This window comes from Burkholderia territorii, from assembly GCF_001718335.1.
GTDB lineage: Bacteria > Pseudomonadota > Gammaproteobacteria > Burkholderiales > Burkholderiaceae > Burkholderia > Burkholderia territorii.
In genome coordinates this window covers 992,174-1,007,141 of sequence record NZ_CP013366.1, presented here as the reverse complement: position 1 = coordinate 1,007,141, position 14,968 = coordinate 992,174, and the positions used below count along the sequence as shown (strand labels likewise).

Sequence of the window (14,968 nt, the reverse complement as noted above, 5' to 3'; positions counted from 1 at the left end):
CACTCCACCGATCTCGACGACCATGTCCGACAACGCCTCTTCCACCGTGATCCGCCGCGCCGACTACACGCCGCCGGCCTTCCTCATCGATACCGTCGCGCTCGAATTCGATCTCGCGCCGGCCCGCACGATCGTCAGGAATACGATGCGCGTGCGCCGCAATCCGGACGCGGCACCGACGCCGCACCTGGAGCTGATGAGCGAAGCGCTCGAATTCCTCGGTACGGCGCTCGACGGCGCGCCGTACGGCGCGGTGCGTGCGCACGAACACGGGCTGACCGTGGAAAACGTGCCCGACGCATTCGAGCTCACGCTCGAAAGCGCGTGCGCGCCGGACCAGAACACGACGCTGTCCGGCCTGTACGTGTCGAGCGGCAACTTCTTCACGCAGTGCGAGGCCGAAGGCTTTCGCCGCATCACCTACTTCCTCGACCGCCCCGACGTGATGGCGTCGTATACGGTCACGCTGCGCGCGGACAAGGCCGCGTATCCGGTGCTGCTGTCGAACGGCAACCTCGTCGACTCGGGCGAGCTGCCCGACGGCCGCCACTTCGCGAAATGGGAAGACCCGTTCCGCAAGCCGAGCTACCTGTTCGCGCTGGTCGCGGGCAAGCTCGTCGCGATCGAGGAGAAGATCACGTCCGCCTCCGGCAAGGAAAAGCTGCTGCAGGTCTGGGTGGAACCGGCCGATCTCGACAAGACCCGCCACGCGATGGATTCGCTGATCCACTCGATCCGCTGGGACGAGAAGCGCTTCGGCCTCGAGCTCGATCTCGACCGCTTCATGATCGTCGCCGTAGGCGACTTCAACATGGGCGCGATGGAGAACAAGGGGCTCAACATTTTCAACACGAAATACGTGCTAGCGAACCCCGAGACCGCGACCGACACCGACTTCGCGAACATCGAATCCGTGGTCGGCCACGAGTACTTCCACAACTGGACCGGCAACCGCGTGACCTGCCGCGACTGGTTCCAGCTGAGCCTGAAGGAAGGGCTGACGGTGTTCCGCGACCAGGAATTCTCGGCCGACATGGCGGCGGGCGACGACGTCGAATCCGCGGCCCGCGCGGTCAAGCGCATCGAGGACGTGCGCGTGCTGCGCCAGCTGCAGTTCGCCGAGGACGCGGGCCCGATGGCCCATCCGGTGCGTCCGGAAAGCTACGTCGAGATCAACAACTTCTACACGATGACCGTCTACGAGAAGGGCTCGGAAGTCGTGCGGATGTACCAGACGCTGTTCGGCCGCGACGGCTTCCGCAAGGGCATGGACCTGTACTTCAAGCGCCACGACGGTCACGCCGTGACGTGCGACGACTTCCGTCACGCGATGGCCGACGCGAACGGACGCGATCTCGCGCAATTCGAGCGCTGGTACAGCCAGGCCGGCACGCCGCGCGTGTCGGTGCGCCCCGCGTACGACGCAGCCGCGCGCCGCTACACGGTCACGCTCGCGCAAGGCTACGGCGATGCGTCGCCGGCCGCGCGCGAGACCCAGCAGGGGCCGCTGCTGATTCCGTTCGCGATCGGCCTGATCGGCCGCGACGGCCGCGACCTGCCGTTGCGCGTCGACGGCGAAGCCGCCGCGTCGGGCACGACGCGCGTGCTCGAGTTCACCGACACCGAGCAGACGTTCACGTTCGTCGACGTGCCCGAACAACCGCTGCCGTCGCTGCTGCGCAATTTCTCGGCACCCGTGATCGTCGAGTACGACTACAGCGACGACGACCTCGCGTTCCTGCTCGCGCACGACAGCGATCCGTTCAACCGCTGGGAAGCCGGCCAGCGCCTCGCGACGCGCGCGCTGCTGACGCTCGCCGCACGCGCCGCCGCGAACGAGCCGCTCACGCTCGGCGAGAACTTCGTCGCCGCGTTCCGCCGCGTGCTGACGGATGAAAACCTGTCGCCCGCGTTCCGCGAGCTCGCGTTGACGCTGCCGTCGGAAACCTATCTGGCCGACCAGATGGCCGAAGCCGATCCGGCTGCCGTGCATCGCGCGCGCCAGTTCGTGCGCCGCCAGCTCGCGACCGCGCTGCGCGCGGAGTGGCTCGCCGCGTACGAGCAGCACCAGACGCCGGGCGCGTACGAGCCGACGCCCGACGCATCCGGCCGACGTGCGCTGAAGAATCTCGCGCTCGCGTATCTCGCCGAACTCGAGGATCCGGCCGACGCCGTGCGCATCGCGACCGCGCAGTACGACGCGGCGAACAACATGACCGATCGTGCCGCCGCACTCGGCGCCCTGTTGTCCGCCGCGGCGTCGGGCGCGAACGACGCGGCCGCGCGCGCACTCGACGACTTCTACCGTCGCTTCGAGAAGGAAGCGCTCGTGATCGACAAGTGGTTCGCGATGCAGGCCGCGCAACGCGGCACGCCAGAGCAGCCGACGCTCGCGAAGGTCCGCAAGCTGATGGCGCATCCCGCGTTCAACCTGAAGAACCCGAACCGCGCACGCTCGCTGATCTTCAGCTTCTGCGCGGCGAACCCCGCGCAATTCCACGCCGCGGACGGCTCGGGCTATGCGTTCTGGGCCGAACAGGTGCTTGCGCTCGATGCGATCAACCCGCAGGTCGCCGCGCGCCTCGCCCGCTCGCTTGAACTGTGGCGCCGCTTCACGCCGGCGCTGCGCGACCGGATGCGCGAAGCGCTCGAACGGGTCGCCGTCGGCGCGAAATCGCGCGACGTGCGCGAGATCGTCGAGAAGGCGCTCGCGTAACCGCTCGTGTAACCTCGCGCACGCGATTCGCGCCGCGCCCGTGCGACGAAGCCGGCACCGCCCCATGGCGGCGCCGGCTTTTTTGTCGCCTGAAGGTTGGCGGGGTCGGAGCCGGATCGCGCATTGGCGCACCTCGCTTCCCGTCGCCGGCGATCGCCCCGGCGCACAGCGCGCGCCGCAATCCGGCCGGGCGCGGTCGCGCGGTCATGTAACCGGACGAAAAAAGGCGGCGGGCCGCAAGGCGCGCCGGGTAAAATTGCGGCAATTCAAGGATTCTTTGGCCTTTCGGAGTCTGTCATGTCCATTGCCCGCCGCACCACGCTGTCCAAGTTCCTGATCGAGCAGCAGCGTGAGACCAACAACCTCCCCGCCGACCTCCGCCTGCTGATCGAAGTCGTCGCCCGTGCATGCAAGGCGATCAGCTACAACGTGTCGAAGGGCGCGCTCGGCGATGCGCTCGGCACCGCCGGCAGCGAAAACGTCCAGGGCGAAGTGCAGAAGAAGCTCGACATCCTGTCGAACGAGATCCTGCTCGACGCGAACGAATGGGGCGGCAACCTCGCCGCGATGGCGTCGGAGGAAATGGAAACGTTCTTCCCGATCCCGGCGAACTACCCGCGCGGCGAATACCTGCTCGTGTTCGACCCGCTCGACGGCTCGTCGAACATCGACGTGAACGTGTCGATCGGCACGATTTTCTCGGTGCTGCGCTGCCCGGACGGCAAGCAGGCCACCGAGGAATCGTTCCTGCAGCCGGGCACCGAGCAGGTCGCGGCGGGCTACGCGGTGTATGGCCCGCAAACCGTGTTCGTGCTGACGACCGGCAACGGCGTGAACTGCTTCACGCTCGATCGCGAAGTCGGTTCGTGGGTGCTCACGCAAAGCAACATGCAGATTCCGGCGGATACGCGCGAATACGCGATCAACGCCTCGAACGCACGCCACTGGTACGAACCGGTCCAGCGCTACGTCAACGAGCTGAACGCCGGCAAGGAAGGCCCGCGCGGCGACAACTTCAACATGCGCTGGATCGCGTCGATGGTCGCCGACGTGCATCGGATCCTGAACCGCGGCGGCATCTTCATGTACCCGGCCGACAAGCGCACGCCCGATCGTCCGGGCAAGCTGCGCCTGATGTACGAAGCGAACCCGATGTCGTTCATCGTCGAACAGGCGGGCGGCGCGGCAACGACGGGCACGCAGCGCATCATGGAAGTGCAGCCGACCGGCCTGCACCAGCGCGTGCCGGTATTCCTCGGTTCGAAGAACGAAGTCGAGCGCGTGACCGCCTATCACAACGAAGGCAAATAAATTTGCACTGCAGCACTAGACGGAGGTGCGAGACATCAGTACAATCGCGCCTTCGCGATGTGGCCCTGACAGGCTGCATCGCAGTGAAGTGAAAGCGGGAAGTCCGCCGGATCGAAGGTGTCGCGAAGCAGCAGCAGCAAGCTGAAAAAATTTCGCAAAACCTATTGCCAAGATCTCGGATTTCACCATATAATTTCACTTCTCTGCTGCCGGTGTAGCTCAGTTGGTAGAGCAGCGCATTCGTAATGCGAAGGTCGTAGGTTCGACTCCTATCTCCGGCACCAAGATATAAAGGCCTGATAAGCATCGCTTATCAGGCCTTTTCTCTTTTCCGGCCACGATTGCGATACACAAGGCCGTGCGCCCCCTCCCCGTCATGTCCGCTTGCGGGCATCCCCCGACTCCCGCCCCGCGCGCCGCCGATTACAATCGCCGAACCACCGGCCCTTCCCCGCATCATGCGCATCTGGCGCCTCGAACGACCGAACCTCGGCGGACACCTGGACGTGTCGCGCGCAACCGGTCTCGTCACCGCGATCGGCGGCGGCGAGCCGAATGCGTTCGCCGCGGAAATCCTGAAGCTGTTCGACGATGCGCTGTCCGTCACGCAGTGCACGATCTTCGCGTACGAGTTCGGCAATCGGCCACGCACCCTGTCGGTCGCCGATCATCGCGGCGGCCGCTACCTGCGTGACGTCGCCGACACCTATGCGCGACATTTCTATGCGCTCGACGGCAACCAGAAGATCGTCTCGGCCGCCGGTCGCGGCACGCACCATCGCGGCGTGATGCTGCATCAGCAGGCCGGCGACGAGATCCGCCACGACGCCTATCGCGCGGCGTGCTACCGCGACCCCGACGTGTCCGATCGCCTCGCGTTGCTGATGCAGCCGAACGACTCGACCTGGCTGTCGATCAACCTGTATCGCGCGCAGCGCAGCGGCGCGTTCCAGCCGCGCGAGATCGCGGTGATCGAAACGCTCGCTCCGCTGATCGCGCAGGCCGCGCAACATCACTACGCGCTCGCCGGCGCGGCACAGGTCGGCATCCCGCAACTGATGCTCGCGCGGCTGCGCAGCGCGTGCCCGGCGCTCTCCAAGCGCGAACTCGACGTGCTGCGCGGCGTGCTCGAAGGCCAGACCGCCCAGGAGATCGGCGAAACGATCGGCGTGAAGGCATCGAGCGTCGTCACCTACCAGAAACGCGCGTATCGGCGCCTCGGCATCTCGAGCCAGCGCCAGCTGTTCGCGCTGTGCCTGCAACCCTGAGCCGCGCGCGCCGCCCCTGACCGCGTCAGGGTATGTCCTGCCCCACCGCCAGCCTCGCCTTGTACCCGGAATGGGGACAGCGGTGCCCGGTCCGGCTTCCATACTGCATCCAGCCTGCCGCACGCATCGCGCCGTCGCGCGTGCGCATTCAACCCGTGCAACCTGGAAGCCAACGATGGGCATCGAATTCAAGCCATATCCGTTCGTCGCCGCGCGCCATCCCGCGCAGCTGCCGGCCTGCCGCGACGGTGTCGACGTGCAGCGGCACCGCGTCGCGATCGTCGGCGGCGGGCCGGTCGGCCTCGCCGTCGCGCTCGGCCTCGCCAATCATGGCATCCGCAGCGTGCTGCTCGAAGCCGATGATTCGGTCTGTCACGGCAGCCGCGCGATCTGCATCTCGCGACGCAGTCTCGAGATCATCGAGCGGCTCGGCGCACTCGACGGATTTCTCGGCGTCGGCCTGCCGTGGAGCGGCGGACGCAGCTTCTATCGTCACGAGGAAGTGCTGCATTTCACGATGCCGCAGGACGAAAACCAGAAGCTGCCGCCGATGGTGAACCTCGCGCAGTATCACATCGAGCAGTTCCTGCTCGATGCCGCGTTGCGCCGCCCCGAATTCATCGAAATCCGCTGGCAGACGAAGGTCGCGGGCGTCACGCGGCACACTGACGGCGTGCGCGTCGACGTCGATACGCCGCTCGGCGGCTATGCGCTCGATGCCGACTGGATCGTCGCATGCGACGGCGGCCGAAGCACGATGCGCGACGCGCTCGGCCTGTCGCTGCACGGCACCCGCTATGAAGGCCGTTACGTGATCGTCGACATCGCGCTCGACAGCGATCGGCCGACCGAACGGCTCGCCTACTTCGACCCGCCATCGAACCCGGGCTCGACGGTGCTCGTCCACAAGCAACCCGACAACGTATGGCGGATCGACTACCAGTTGCGCGACGATGAGGATCCCGAAGCGGCCGTGCGGCCCGAGAACGTGATTCCGCGCGTGCAGAGCCTGCTCGACATGATGGGCGAGCGCGGCGACTGGTCGCCGATCTGGATCACGATCTACAAGGCGAACGCGCTGACGCTCGAGCGCTACCGCCACGGCCGCGTGCTGTTCTGCGGCGACGCAGCGCACCTCGTGCCGATCTTCGGCGTGCGCGGCGCGAACTCGGGCATCGACGACGCCGACAATGTCGCGTGGAAACTGGCGTACGTGATACGCGGCCTCGCGTCGGACGCGCTGCTCGACAGCTACTCGGACGAACGTGTGTTCGCCACGCACGAGAATCTGCGCTACGGCACCAAGAGCACCGAGTTCATGGCGCCGCCGTCGTTCGCGTTCGAGCTGATGCGCAAGGCCGTGCTGACGCTCGCGGTGCGGCATCCGGCGTTGCGTTCGCTGATCAATCCGCGTCAGACGTCGGCCATCGCGTACACGGCGTCGCCGCTCAATGCGGACGAACGCGATGCGTTCTCGGCCGGGCCGCCGCCCGGCTCGGTGCTCGCGGAGTGTCCGCTGATGCTGCACATCGGCAACGACGACGGCGCGCGTCGCGGCCACCTGACCGATCTCGTCGGCTCGGGCTTCACCGCGTTCCGCTTCACGCACGATGGTGCGCCCGATCCGGCGTTCTCCGATCTCGAGCAACGACTGCACGACGCCGGCATACCGTTCGCGCTGGTCACGCTTGCGCGGCACGCGGTGCCGCAACACGCGGGATGTGGCGGCCACGATGCCGACGGCCGGCTGTTCGACATGTACGGCGCGCGCGACGGCACCGTCTATCTCGTGCGTCCGGACGGACACGTGCTCGGCCGCTGGCACGATGCACGCCCCGCCGACCTGAGGGCAGCGCTCACGCGCGCGCTCCATCCGCACCCGTCAGCCGATCTTCAGGAAAACGCATGATGACCGACACCGAACGCGACATCCTCTATACCGACCTGTGCCGCACGATGACCCGCATCGGCGAAACCGATGCGTCGCTCTTCCTCGCCCGCTTCGCGCTGCTCGCGATCGAGGCGATCGGCGATGCGGCGACCGTCACCCGCCTGATCGCCGACGCCGGCGACGGCCTGCCCGACACGGGTGCACCGGCGCCGACGCACGGACAATGACACATGACGCTCCGCTCGCGGCGACCACGCCTTCCTTACAAATTCATTTCGAAGCCGGACGAATCCTCTGGAAAAACCCGTTAAGGGTGCATAACATTACTTAACGATTCCGACCCGTCTATCGCGTTACATTGCGTGGGCGGCGCGGCGGGTCGCATACCGCTTTCACGCAGCTTGCGGTGAAACAGCCGACGTCCGGTCATTTCGACTCAACACAAGGAGAGGATCACCATGACTCATGGCTTGATTATGTGGCTCATCATCGGCGCGATCGCCGGCTGGCTGGCGGGCCTGCTCGTCAAGGGCGGCGGGTTCGGCCTGATCGTCGACATCATCGTCGGTATCGTCGGCGCGGTGATCGGCGGCTGGCTTGCCGGGTTGCTCGGCATCAGCATCGGCAGCGGCTTCATCGGCTCGGTGGTCGTCGCGGTCATCGGCGCCGTGATCCTGCTGTTCGTGATCCGGCTGTTCAGGCGCGCGGCCTGACGATCTTCTCACGCGCCTTCGGGCGCGTTTTCGTTTCGCAATTGCATCGAAGCGGCACGCGGCATTGCGCCGCGTGCCGCCTTCCGGTTTTACCGGCGCTTGCCGCTTTGCAACCAGCCGTCGAGCACGTCGGTCGTCAGCAATCCGCTGCGCGCGTCGCGTGCGCCATCGCTGCCGATCCATACGGTACGCGGCATTTCTCCCCGCCATTTCTCGTCGAGAGCCGCGCGCAGACGCTCGGGCATCGGCTCCGCGTTCGCGTATTGCGCGACCTGCGGCGGCAGGTTCATGTGCGCGAGCGCCTGTGCGATGGCAGCGCCGCTGTCGTCGAACGCGTCCATCGAAACCATCGCGAGCCGCACGTCCGGATGTCGGCGCTGCCACGCGACCAGATGCGCGGCGTTCTCGCGGCAGTAGCCGCAATCGAGCGACCAGATCTCGACCGCGAGCGGCCGTTCGTGCGCCGTCGCGTACAACTGCCGGACCTCGGCCGCGCGCAGCGGCTGCAGTTCGCCGGCCCACGCCGGCACGCCCGCGAGCATCGCGCCGAGCAGAATCATCCATCGCTTCATTGCACGCCCTCCACGGGAATCAGCCGGTAGCCGTCGTTACGCGTGCGCCACGACAGGTAGATGCGCCCCGCATCGTCGAGCAGCTGCGGGTTGTCGCTCGCGCCCGACGTCGACGCGATCTCGCGCGGCGCCGACCAATGCTCGCCACGATCGTCCGAGCGGCGCAGCTTGATGTGCATCGTGTCGCCGTCGAACGCCTTCCATGCGAGCCAGACCACATCGCCGCGTGCGACGAGCGCCGCATGCGACGCCTGCTCGGCCGGCACCGCCGGATTCGCGCCGAACGCCCAGGGCGTGCCGAGCGGCCGGCCATCGCGGTCGATGCGCGAATAGAACACGTCCGCTCGCCCGTCGACCACGCCGAACCACGCGATGTGCCGCGTGCCGTCCGGCGTGATCGCGAGCGCCGGCCCATGCTCGGGGCACGCTTCGACATGCCAGTTCGAAAACGTCGCGCGCATCGGCACGACAGGCTCCGACGCAGACACGGGCAACGCCGCGAGCGCATGGTCGCGGATCTGCCCCGGGAACACGTTGCGCCACACGGCTTCGATGTGTCCCGCCGGATCGATCGCCATCGCGAGCCGGCAGCATTCGCACGTGTGATCGGTCACCTTGCGCTCGGGCTCGAAGGACGCACCGCCGTCGCGCGACACCGCGTAGTAGACGGCTGCACCTTCGTACGCCTGCCCCGCTGCCTTCGCCGCGACGAGATCGCGCTTGTCGATCCACGCGATAACGACGTTGCCGGCCGGATCGACCGCCATCATGTCGAAGCGGTGCGTGATCGCCTGCCGGTCGCGATGCACGGTGACGGGCACGCTCCAGGTCGCGCCACCGTCGAGCGAACGCGAGAAGCGCACCATGCCGGTGTACGGCGCATCGAGCGGCATCGACCACGATACGTACACCGCGCGACCATCCGGGCTCGTCGCGATCTTCGGGCGATTCTCCGCGCTCGTGTAGATCGGCTCGGGCATCGCGTTGACGGTCGCGGGTGCGGACAGCGTGCGGCCCGCGTCATCCGAGTGCGCGACGACGACATGCGCGCCTTCGACCCACGCGACCCACAGCCGATGCCGCACGTCGAATGCGGCGCCGGTCGCCAGCGGCTGCTTCTGCTGCGCCGGCGCGGCGTGCATGCCCATGTGCGCGGCATGCGGATCGGCGGCACCCGGAGCGTCGTGCGCGGCGGCAGTCGACAACGCCGCGACCCACAACACGCAGCCCGCCGCGAACGATTTCACAGCGACCATTTCAGTTCTCCGAAGAAAGTGCGGCCCGGATACGGATGGAACACGTAGTAGCGGCGGTCCGTCACGTTGTCGATGCCGACAGACGCGGTCCAGTGACGGTCGAAGCGGTAGCGCGCCTTCAGGTCGACGACCGTGAAGATGCTCGTGCCGCCGTACACGTCCGGATTCACGTCGCTGTTGTCGAGCGTATTGAACTGGCGGCCCGAGTAGCGGACCCCGACGCTCGCGAGCCAGTGTTCATCGAAGCGATACGACGCGAGCAGGTTCGCGCGCATGCGCGGGATGCGCGGAAAGCGCGAGCCGACGTATGCCGGATTCGCGGTGTCGGCCAGGATCTGCGCATTGCCTGCCGACACGTTCGCGTCGATGTCGAGCCCGCGCAGCACGACGTTCTGGCCGCTGAATGCGAGCTCGACGCCGCGTACGCGCACGCGATCGACGTTCGAGATGTTGGTGATGCTCGACGCGCCCGACACCGTCGTCTGGCTGTAGATCGAATCGCGCAGGTCGCTCTGGAACACGCTCGCGCGCACGACGCCGACGCCCACGTCGCGCTCGGCCGTGAAGTCCCAGTCGATTGCCTTTTCCGGCCGCAGGTTCGGGTTGTTGTTGACGATCGCGTTGTTCGAGATCGTCCCCTGGAACAGCTCGCCGACCGTCGGGAAGCGCGTGCCGGTCGCGAACGATACGCGCAAGCGCCAGACGTCCGTCGCGTCCCATTGCAGCGCGACTTTCGGCGACAGCGCATTCGCGCTGCGGCCTGCGTAGCCGAGCGTGCCGGTGGCGTTGCCGAGCGCGCCGCCGTATGCATCCCAGCGTTCGTAGCGCACGCCGAGGGTCGCGAGCCAGCCGGGCGCGAAGCGCCACGCGTCCTGCGCGAACAGCGCCTGCGTGCGCGTGTCGCCCTGGTACACGCTCGCGAGCGACGTCGTCGGCCCGGCCAGCCAGTCGGCCGTGTTGTACGTGACGTTGCGCAGGAAATAGTTGTCGTAGTGATAGCCGAACGTGAACGCGTGGCCCTTCACTTCCGGCGCCTCGGCCTTCAGGTCGAACGTGCGCCAGCCCGTGCCGTCGCCCTGGAACAGCGTACCCGCACCGCCCTGCACGGTCGATGCCGCGCGCAGCACGTCGCGCGACACGTCGTACGCGGACGCCACGCCCGACAGCCGCCAGCCCGAGTCGAGCCGGCCGTTCAGGCCGAGCGCGTACAGCCAGTTCTCCTGGTCGCCGCGCTGTGGCGCGAACGCGTTCGGCGCGACGGTCATGTTGCGGCCGCCGATCGACACGTTGCCGCCGTAGACGGGATTGCCGGCCGCATCGCGCAGGAAGGTTTCGCCGTGCTGCCGGTAATGGTTTTCCCAATGCCCGAGCGTCAGCGTCGCGTCGACGTGGTCCGTGAACGCGTAGCCCATCCGGACCGTCTCGTTGATCTGCTCGGTCCGTTCGATGTTCTGCGCGCCGACGATCGTGCGCGGCTTGCCGTTCGGTCCGATGTCGGCAGCCGCCCCCGATACGGGCACCGCGGCGCCGAGCTTCGGGTTGTAGGCGGAATTGGGGCTCGCATACTGCATCGGCTGGCCGTCGTTCTCGAGCCGATCGAGCGACAACGAAAACCAGAACTTGCCGACGCGGTTCGCGATTCGCGCAGTCTGGTGATTGCCGCCGAAGCTGTCCGCGAACCCGTAGCCATCGTGATAGCGCTGCGTGAAGAACTGCGTCGACAGCGATGCCTCGAGCGCATCGGGGCGTCGCGTCGTCAGCAGCACGGTCGAGCCGATCGCATTGCCGGGGTAAAGCGCGGAAAACGGACCATACAGCACGTCGACGCGCGCGATATCGTCGGGCGCGATCAGCGACCAGCGCGGCGGATACGCATAGCTCGAGCCCAGCAGGTTCGACAACAACAGGCCGTCGGCGTAGACGAGCCCGCGCGCACTCTGCAATTCGTTGAAGTCGCGGCCGGCGAACACGCTGTTGCGGTCGCCGATGTAGCGCTTGCGAACCATCAGGTTCGGGGCGTATTTCAGCGCGTCCTCGGTGGTGACGTTGGTGTGCGCGTCGATCTGCTCGCGCGTGACCGATTCGACGACGGCCGGCGTATCGGGATCGACGGGTTGCCGCCGGGCGGTGACGCTGACGGCCGTCAGCGTGTCGCCCGTCGACGCGGGCGTGACCGCGGCAACCGGGGCGGCATGATCGGCCGGGGCGCCGGCGCCTGCCGGCAGCGGGTCGGCGGATGCGACATCGAGCGTGGCCGCGTGCGCGGCCGGCCACGCAAAAGCGGCCGCGCACGCGAGTGCGAGCCGGCCGCGCGGCGGGCGCGCGGCGAAGGTGAACGACATGGATGAATTCCTGAAAACGTGACTGGACGCCGCCGGGCACGAGTCGACGCGCCGCGCGCATGCGGCGCGGCGCGCGGACCGGGCCGCGGGCGGCACGCGCGCCACCGGGGCGCGCGAACGATATCAATCAGGTCGGGACGTTTTCAGGCGGGCCGCGCGGCTGCGCGAGACGGATGCCCTTGCGGGGAAAAACAGGAACGACCGGGGTGGCCGCACGGTACGCGAACGCGCGCACGAAGCCCGGCAACGCAGGCAGGCTCGCACCGAGCGCCACGTTCGCCGCGAAGCCGGGACAGTACACGCAGTGCGGCACGCCGGCATGGTCGAACGATGACGTGCCGCGGTCGTCGTCCGGCTGCGCGAGGACGATCTGACGCGCGCCTGCCGCACTGCACAATTCGAGCGTGAGCTCGCCGGAACCGGTCGATGCGAGACGCGCATAGCCGATGACGGGCGACAGTACGTTCAGTACGAGCGCCAACCATACGAGGCCGATCCATCGCGTCGTTCGTTTCATTGCGGTCCAGGAAAAAGTGCGCGCAAGTATAACAAGCGGTCCGATTGTTGCGATGCGCGTGATGCAATAGCCGGCATCGCACGGCGCGCCGCAGCGCATGTGCCGTTAATACAACAGAGACAAAATCTAACGATTCGCCACTGGCATAAATCCAAGCACGAGGTTGATAATCATTGAACCTGCTGGAGAAATGACCATGGACGAAAGACCAACCCGCATGCCCCCGCCCGAGCAAGTGATGAGCCCGGATCCGGAACCTGTCGGCGTGGAATTCCTCGCCGAATTGCCCGAGCATGTGCGGGCATTCTTCGACGAGCAGCACAAGCTGTACTCGCCGAAGTGAACCTGCGTTCCGTTCCGTAACCGCCGCGTGTCGATCGATATCGTGCGGTTCATCGCTGCGTTTTCGGCGCAGATCGCTTCGCACCCGGGCTGCAACGGCCTGACGGTGCCGGATCGGCGCGTCCGCTGATTCTTCTGTCGCGTCGTTCCGCCGCGCGACTATCTTCGTCTATTCTTCTGGTTTTCCACTTCCGGCCCGCCCGGTTCTCCCGATCGTTCCGATGAAACAAGCCATTCGTGCCAGCGTCGCTGTCGCCGCGCTCGGTGTCGCCCTTCTTTCGTCGCCGCACGTCGCGCGCGCGGACGGCGACGATACCGCACTCACCAACCTCGTCGCGCTCGCATCGCAGCGGCTCGCGCTTGCCGAACCCGTCGCGAGATGGAAATGGGCGAACCACAAGGCAATCGAAGACCGGCCGCGCGAAGCGGCATTGCTTGCGTCCGTCGAGAAACGCGCCGGAGAGTCCGGCGTGGATCCGGCATTCGCGCGTACGTTCTTCGAGGATCAGATCGCCGCCAGCAAGGACGTGCAGAACGCGCTCTTTGCCGCGTGGCGCGCGACGCGGCCGCCGGAAGGCGCACCGCCCGATCTCGCGACCAGCACGCGCCCGGCGCTCGACCGGCTCACGCAGAAAATGCTGGCCGGCCTCGCACAAGTCGCCCCGCTGCGCGACGCGCCCGACTGCCAGGCGCGGCTTGCACGCAGCATCGCAAACTGGAAGACGCTCACCCGCTACGACCCGAGCCAGACGCAGGCGCTCGGCGTCGCGCTGTCGCACGTCTGCTCGGCCGGCGGCGCCAGCGCGATCGGCTGACGGCGCACGGCCATTGCACGCTGCGGCCGGGATGCTCAGTCGGCGGGCGTGAGTGCCGCTAGCGGAACCAGTTGCAGGCCGCGCGCGAGATGCGTCTGCAGCAAGCGATGCGTATGCGGCTCGAACGCGCCGTCCGCGCCGTCAGCCGCAAGCTGGGCCGCCGCATCGAGCGACTCGGCCACGCCCAGATAGCGCCAGCCGTCGATCACGTGAAACAGCCGGCGCTCGCCACTCGCCTCGAACGTTACCGGGCCGCCGAACGGCCAGGGTGCATGGCCCGCACGGGCGCTTTCGGCGGCCGGACGCCGGTTGTATGACGGACGCAGGCGAGCGATCCACTGCGCTTCCGCAAGCATTGCGCCGAGTTCGTTGCCGGTCTCCCGCCATTCGACGCGCCGCACCTGCTGCGCGATGCGCATTTCCTTCGACGAGCGCCGCTCGCCGGTCAGCAGCGCGCGCAAGCGCTGCCGCACGCGCACGCTGCGGCCGACGTACAGCGCTTCGTCGCCCTCCCCGAACAGCGCGTACACGCCGCATCCGGCCGGCGCGGTATCGAGCCACGCTTCGGTCATGCCGCCCGCGAGGCGGAAGTGGCGCGTGGTGCGTGCAATCTGGTCGCGCAGACGCTCGAGCGGCACGATCTCGTGCAATTGCCGCCAGAACTGCCAGAGGAGATCGGCATCCGCGAGCGCGCGATGGCGGGCGGCGGGGACGAGACCGTGGCGTTCGATCAGCGCATCGAGTCCGTGTCGCGCCTCCCGCGGAAACAGCGCGCGCGACAGCCGCACCGTGCAGAGTACGTCCGGATTGAATGCGAAGCCGGCGCGTTCGAATTCGGCACGCAGGAAGCCCCGGTCGAAGCTCGCGTTGTGCGCGACGAACAGCTTGCCGTCGAGCCGCTCGAACAACCCGGGCGCGAGCGACGCGAACGACGGCGCGTCGCGCACCATCTCGTCGGAAATGCCCGTCAGTTGCTGGATGAACGGCGGAATCGATTGCCCCGGATTGACCAGCGTCGTCCATGTCGATACGCCGAGCGGACTGATTTCGACCACGCCGATTTCGGTAATGCGGTGCTCGGCGGACGAGCCGCCGGTGGTTTCGAGGTCGACGAAGACGAGCGGCTGTTCGCAGGCGGGATCGGACGGACTGAAGTCGGACATGAAAGGACGGAGAAGCGATGCTTCCGTGAGTATGCACCGGCACGCGTGTTCGCGACAGTCCG

At 67.2% G+C, this 14,968-nt stretch carries 13 protein-coding genes and 1 tRNA gene; 9 read left to right on the top strand and 5 right to left on the bottom strand.

Annotated elements, in window-relative coordinates:
* Positions 1-22 precede the first annotated feature (22 nt).
* The 7 genes from pepN to WS51_RS15300 all read left to right on the top strand — a co-directional run bounded on the left by pepN (position 23) and on the right by WS51_RS15300 (position 7,899).
* Complete coding sequence (gene pepN, locus WS51_RS15330; protein ID WP_069229406.1) at positions 23-2,716, top strand: aminopeptidase N; 2,694 nt, start codon at positions 23-25, stop codon at positions 2,714-2,716.
* A gap of 297 nt (positions 2,717-3,013) precedes the next feature.
* Positions 3,014-4,027, top strand: coding sequence for a class 1 fructose-bisphosphatase (locus WS51_RS15325; RefSeq protein ID WP_059448196.1), 1,014 nt, complete (start codon positions 3,014-3,016; stop codon positions 4,025-4,027).
* 208 nt (positions 4,028-4,235) lie between these two features.
* Positions 4,236-4,311: transfer RNA gene (locus tag WS51_RS15320), tRNA-Thr, on the top strand.
* Between the two features lie 174 nt (positions 4,312-4,485).
* Entirely contained in the window at positions 4,486-5,295 is an 810-nt protein-coding gene (locus WS51_RS15315; RefSeq protein WP_059807390.1) for a helix-turn-helix transcriptional regulator, read from the top strand.
* A gap of 175 nt (positions 5,296-5,470) precedes the next feature.
* Positions 5,471-7,204: an FAD-dependent oxidoreductase gene (locus WS51_RS15310; protein ID WP_069229405.1), complete on the top strand. Its 1,734-nt coding sequence runs from the start codon at positions 5,471-5,473 to the stop codon at positions 7,202-7,204.
* Complete coding sequence (locus WS51_RS15305) at positions 7,201-7,413, top strand: hypothetical protein (RefSeq protein WP_059448193.1); 213 nt, start codon at positions 7,201-7,203, stop codon at positions 7,411-7,413. Before WS51_RS15310 ends, WS51_RS15305 begins: the two co-directional genes overlap by 4 nt.
* 231 nt (positions 7,414-7,644) lie before the next feature.
* Positions 7,645-7,899: a GlsB/YeaQ/YmgE family stress response membrane protein gene (locus WS51_RS15300; protein ID WP_059448192.1), complete on the top strand. Its 255-nt coding sequence runs from the start codon at positions 7,645-7,647 to the stop codon at positions 7,897-7,899.
* 89 nt (positions 7,900-7,988) lie between these two features.
* On the opposite strand, the gene WS51_RS15295 is transcribed toward WS51_RS15300, so the two are convergent.
* From WS51_RS15295 to WS51_RS15280, 4 genes are all read right to left on the bottom strand, one after another.
* Entirely contained in the window at positions 7,989-8,471 is a 483-nt protein-coding gene (locus WS51_RS15295) for a thioredoxin domain-containing protein (protein ID WP_059448191.1), read from the bottom strand.
* Positions 8,468-9,727, bottom strand: a complete 1,260-nt coding sequence (locus WS51_RS15290; RefSeq protein WP_069229404.1) for a sialidase family protein — start codon at positions 9,725-9,727, stop codon at positions 8,468-8,470. The genes WS51_RS15295 and WS51_RS15290 overlap by 4 nt, the downstream gene beginning before the upstream one ends.
* The gene (locus WS51_RS15285; protein WP_069229403.1) at positions 9,715-12,069 is read right to left on the bottom strand and encodes a TonB-dependent receptor; all 2,355 of its coding nucleotides are present in this window, start codon (positions 12,067-12,069) and stop codon (positions 9,715-9,717) included. The genes WS51_RS15290 and WS51_RS15285 overlap by 13 nt, the downstream gene beginning before the upstream one ends.
* Positions 12,070-12,196: 127 nt before the next feature.
* The gene (locus tag WS51_RS15280) at positions 12,197-12,586 is read right to left on the bottom strand and encodes a DUF2946 domain-containing protein (RefSeq protein ID WP_059543675.1); all 390 of its coding nucleotides are present in this window, start codon (positions 12,584-12,586) and stop codon (positions 12,197-12,199) included.
* Positions 12,587-12,782: 196 nt separating this feature from the next.
* Between WS51_RS15280 and WS51_RS32535 the strand changes: the two genes are divergently transcribed.
* Together WS51_RS32535 and WS51_RS15275 are read left to right on the top strand one after the other, a co-directional pair.
* On the top strand, positions 12,783-12,929 hold the full coding sequence (locus WS51_RS32535) for a hypothetical protein (protein WP_009690993.1): 147 nt from the start codon (positions 12,783-12,785) through the stop codon (positions 12,927-12,929).
* 220 nt (positions 12,930-13,149) lie between these two features.
* The gene (locus WS51_RS15275; RefSeq protein ID WP_059507125.1) at positions 13,150-13,743 is read left to right on the top strand and encodes a chorismate mutase; all 594 of its coding nucleotides are present in this window, start codon (positions 13,150-13,152) and stop codon (positions 13,741-13,743) included.
* Positions 13,744-13,778: 35 nt separating this feature from the next.
* On the opposite strand, the gene WS51_RS15270 is transcribed toward WS51_RS15275, so the two are convergent.
* A complete protein-coding gene (locus WS51_RS15270; RefSeq protein WP_059448186.1) occupies positions 13,779-14,906 on the bottom strand; it encodes an exonuclease domain-containing protein in 1,128 nt (375 codons plus the stop codon).
* Positions 14,907-14,968 lie beyond the last annotated feature (62 nt).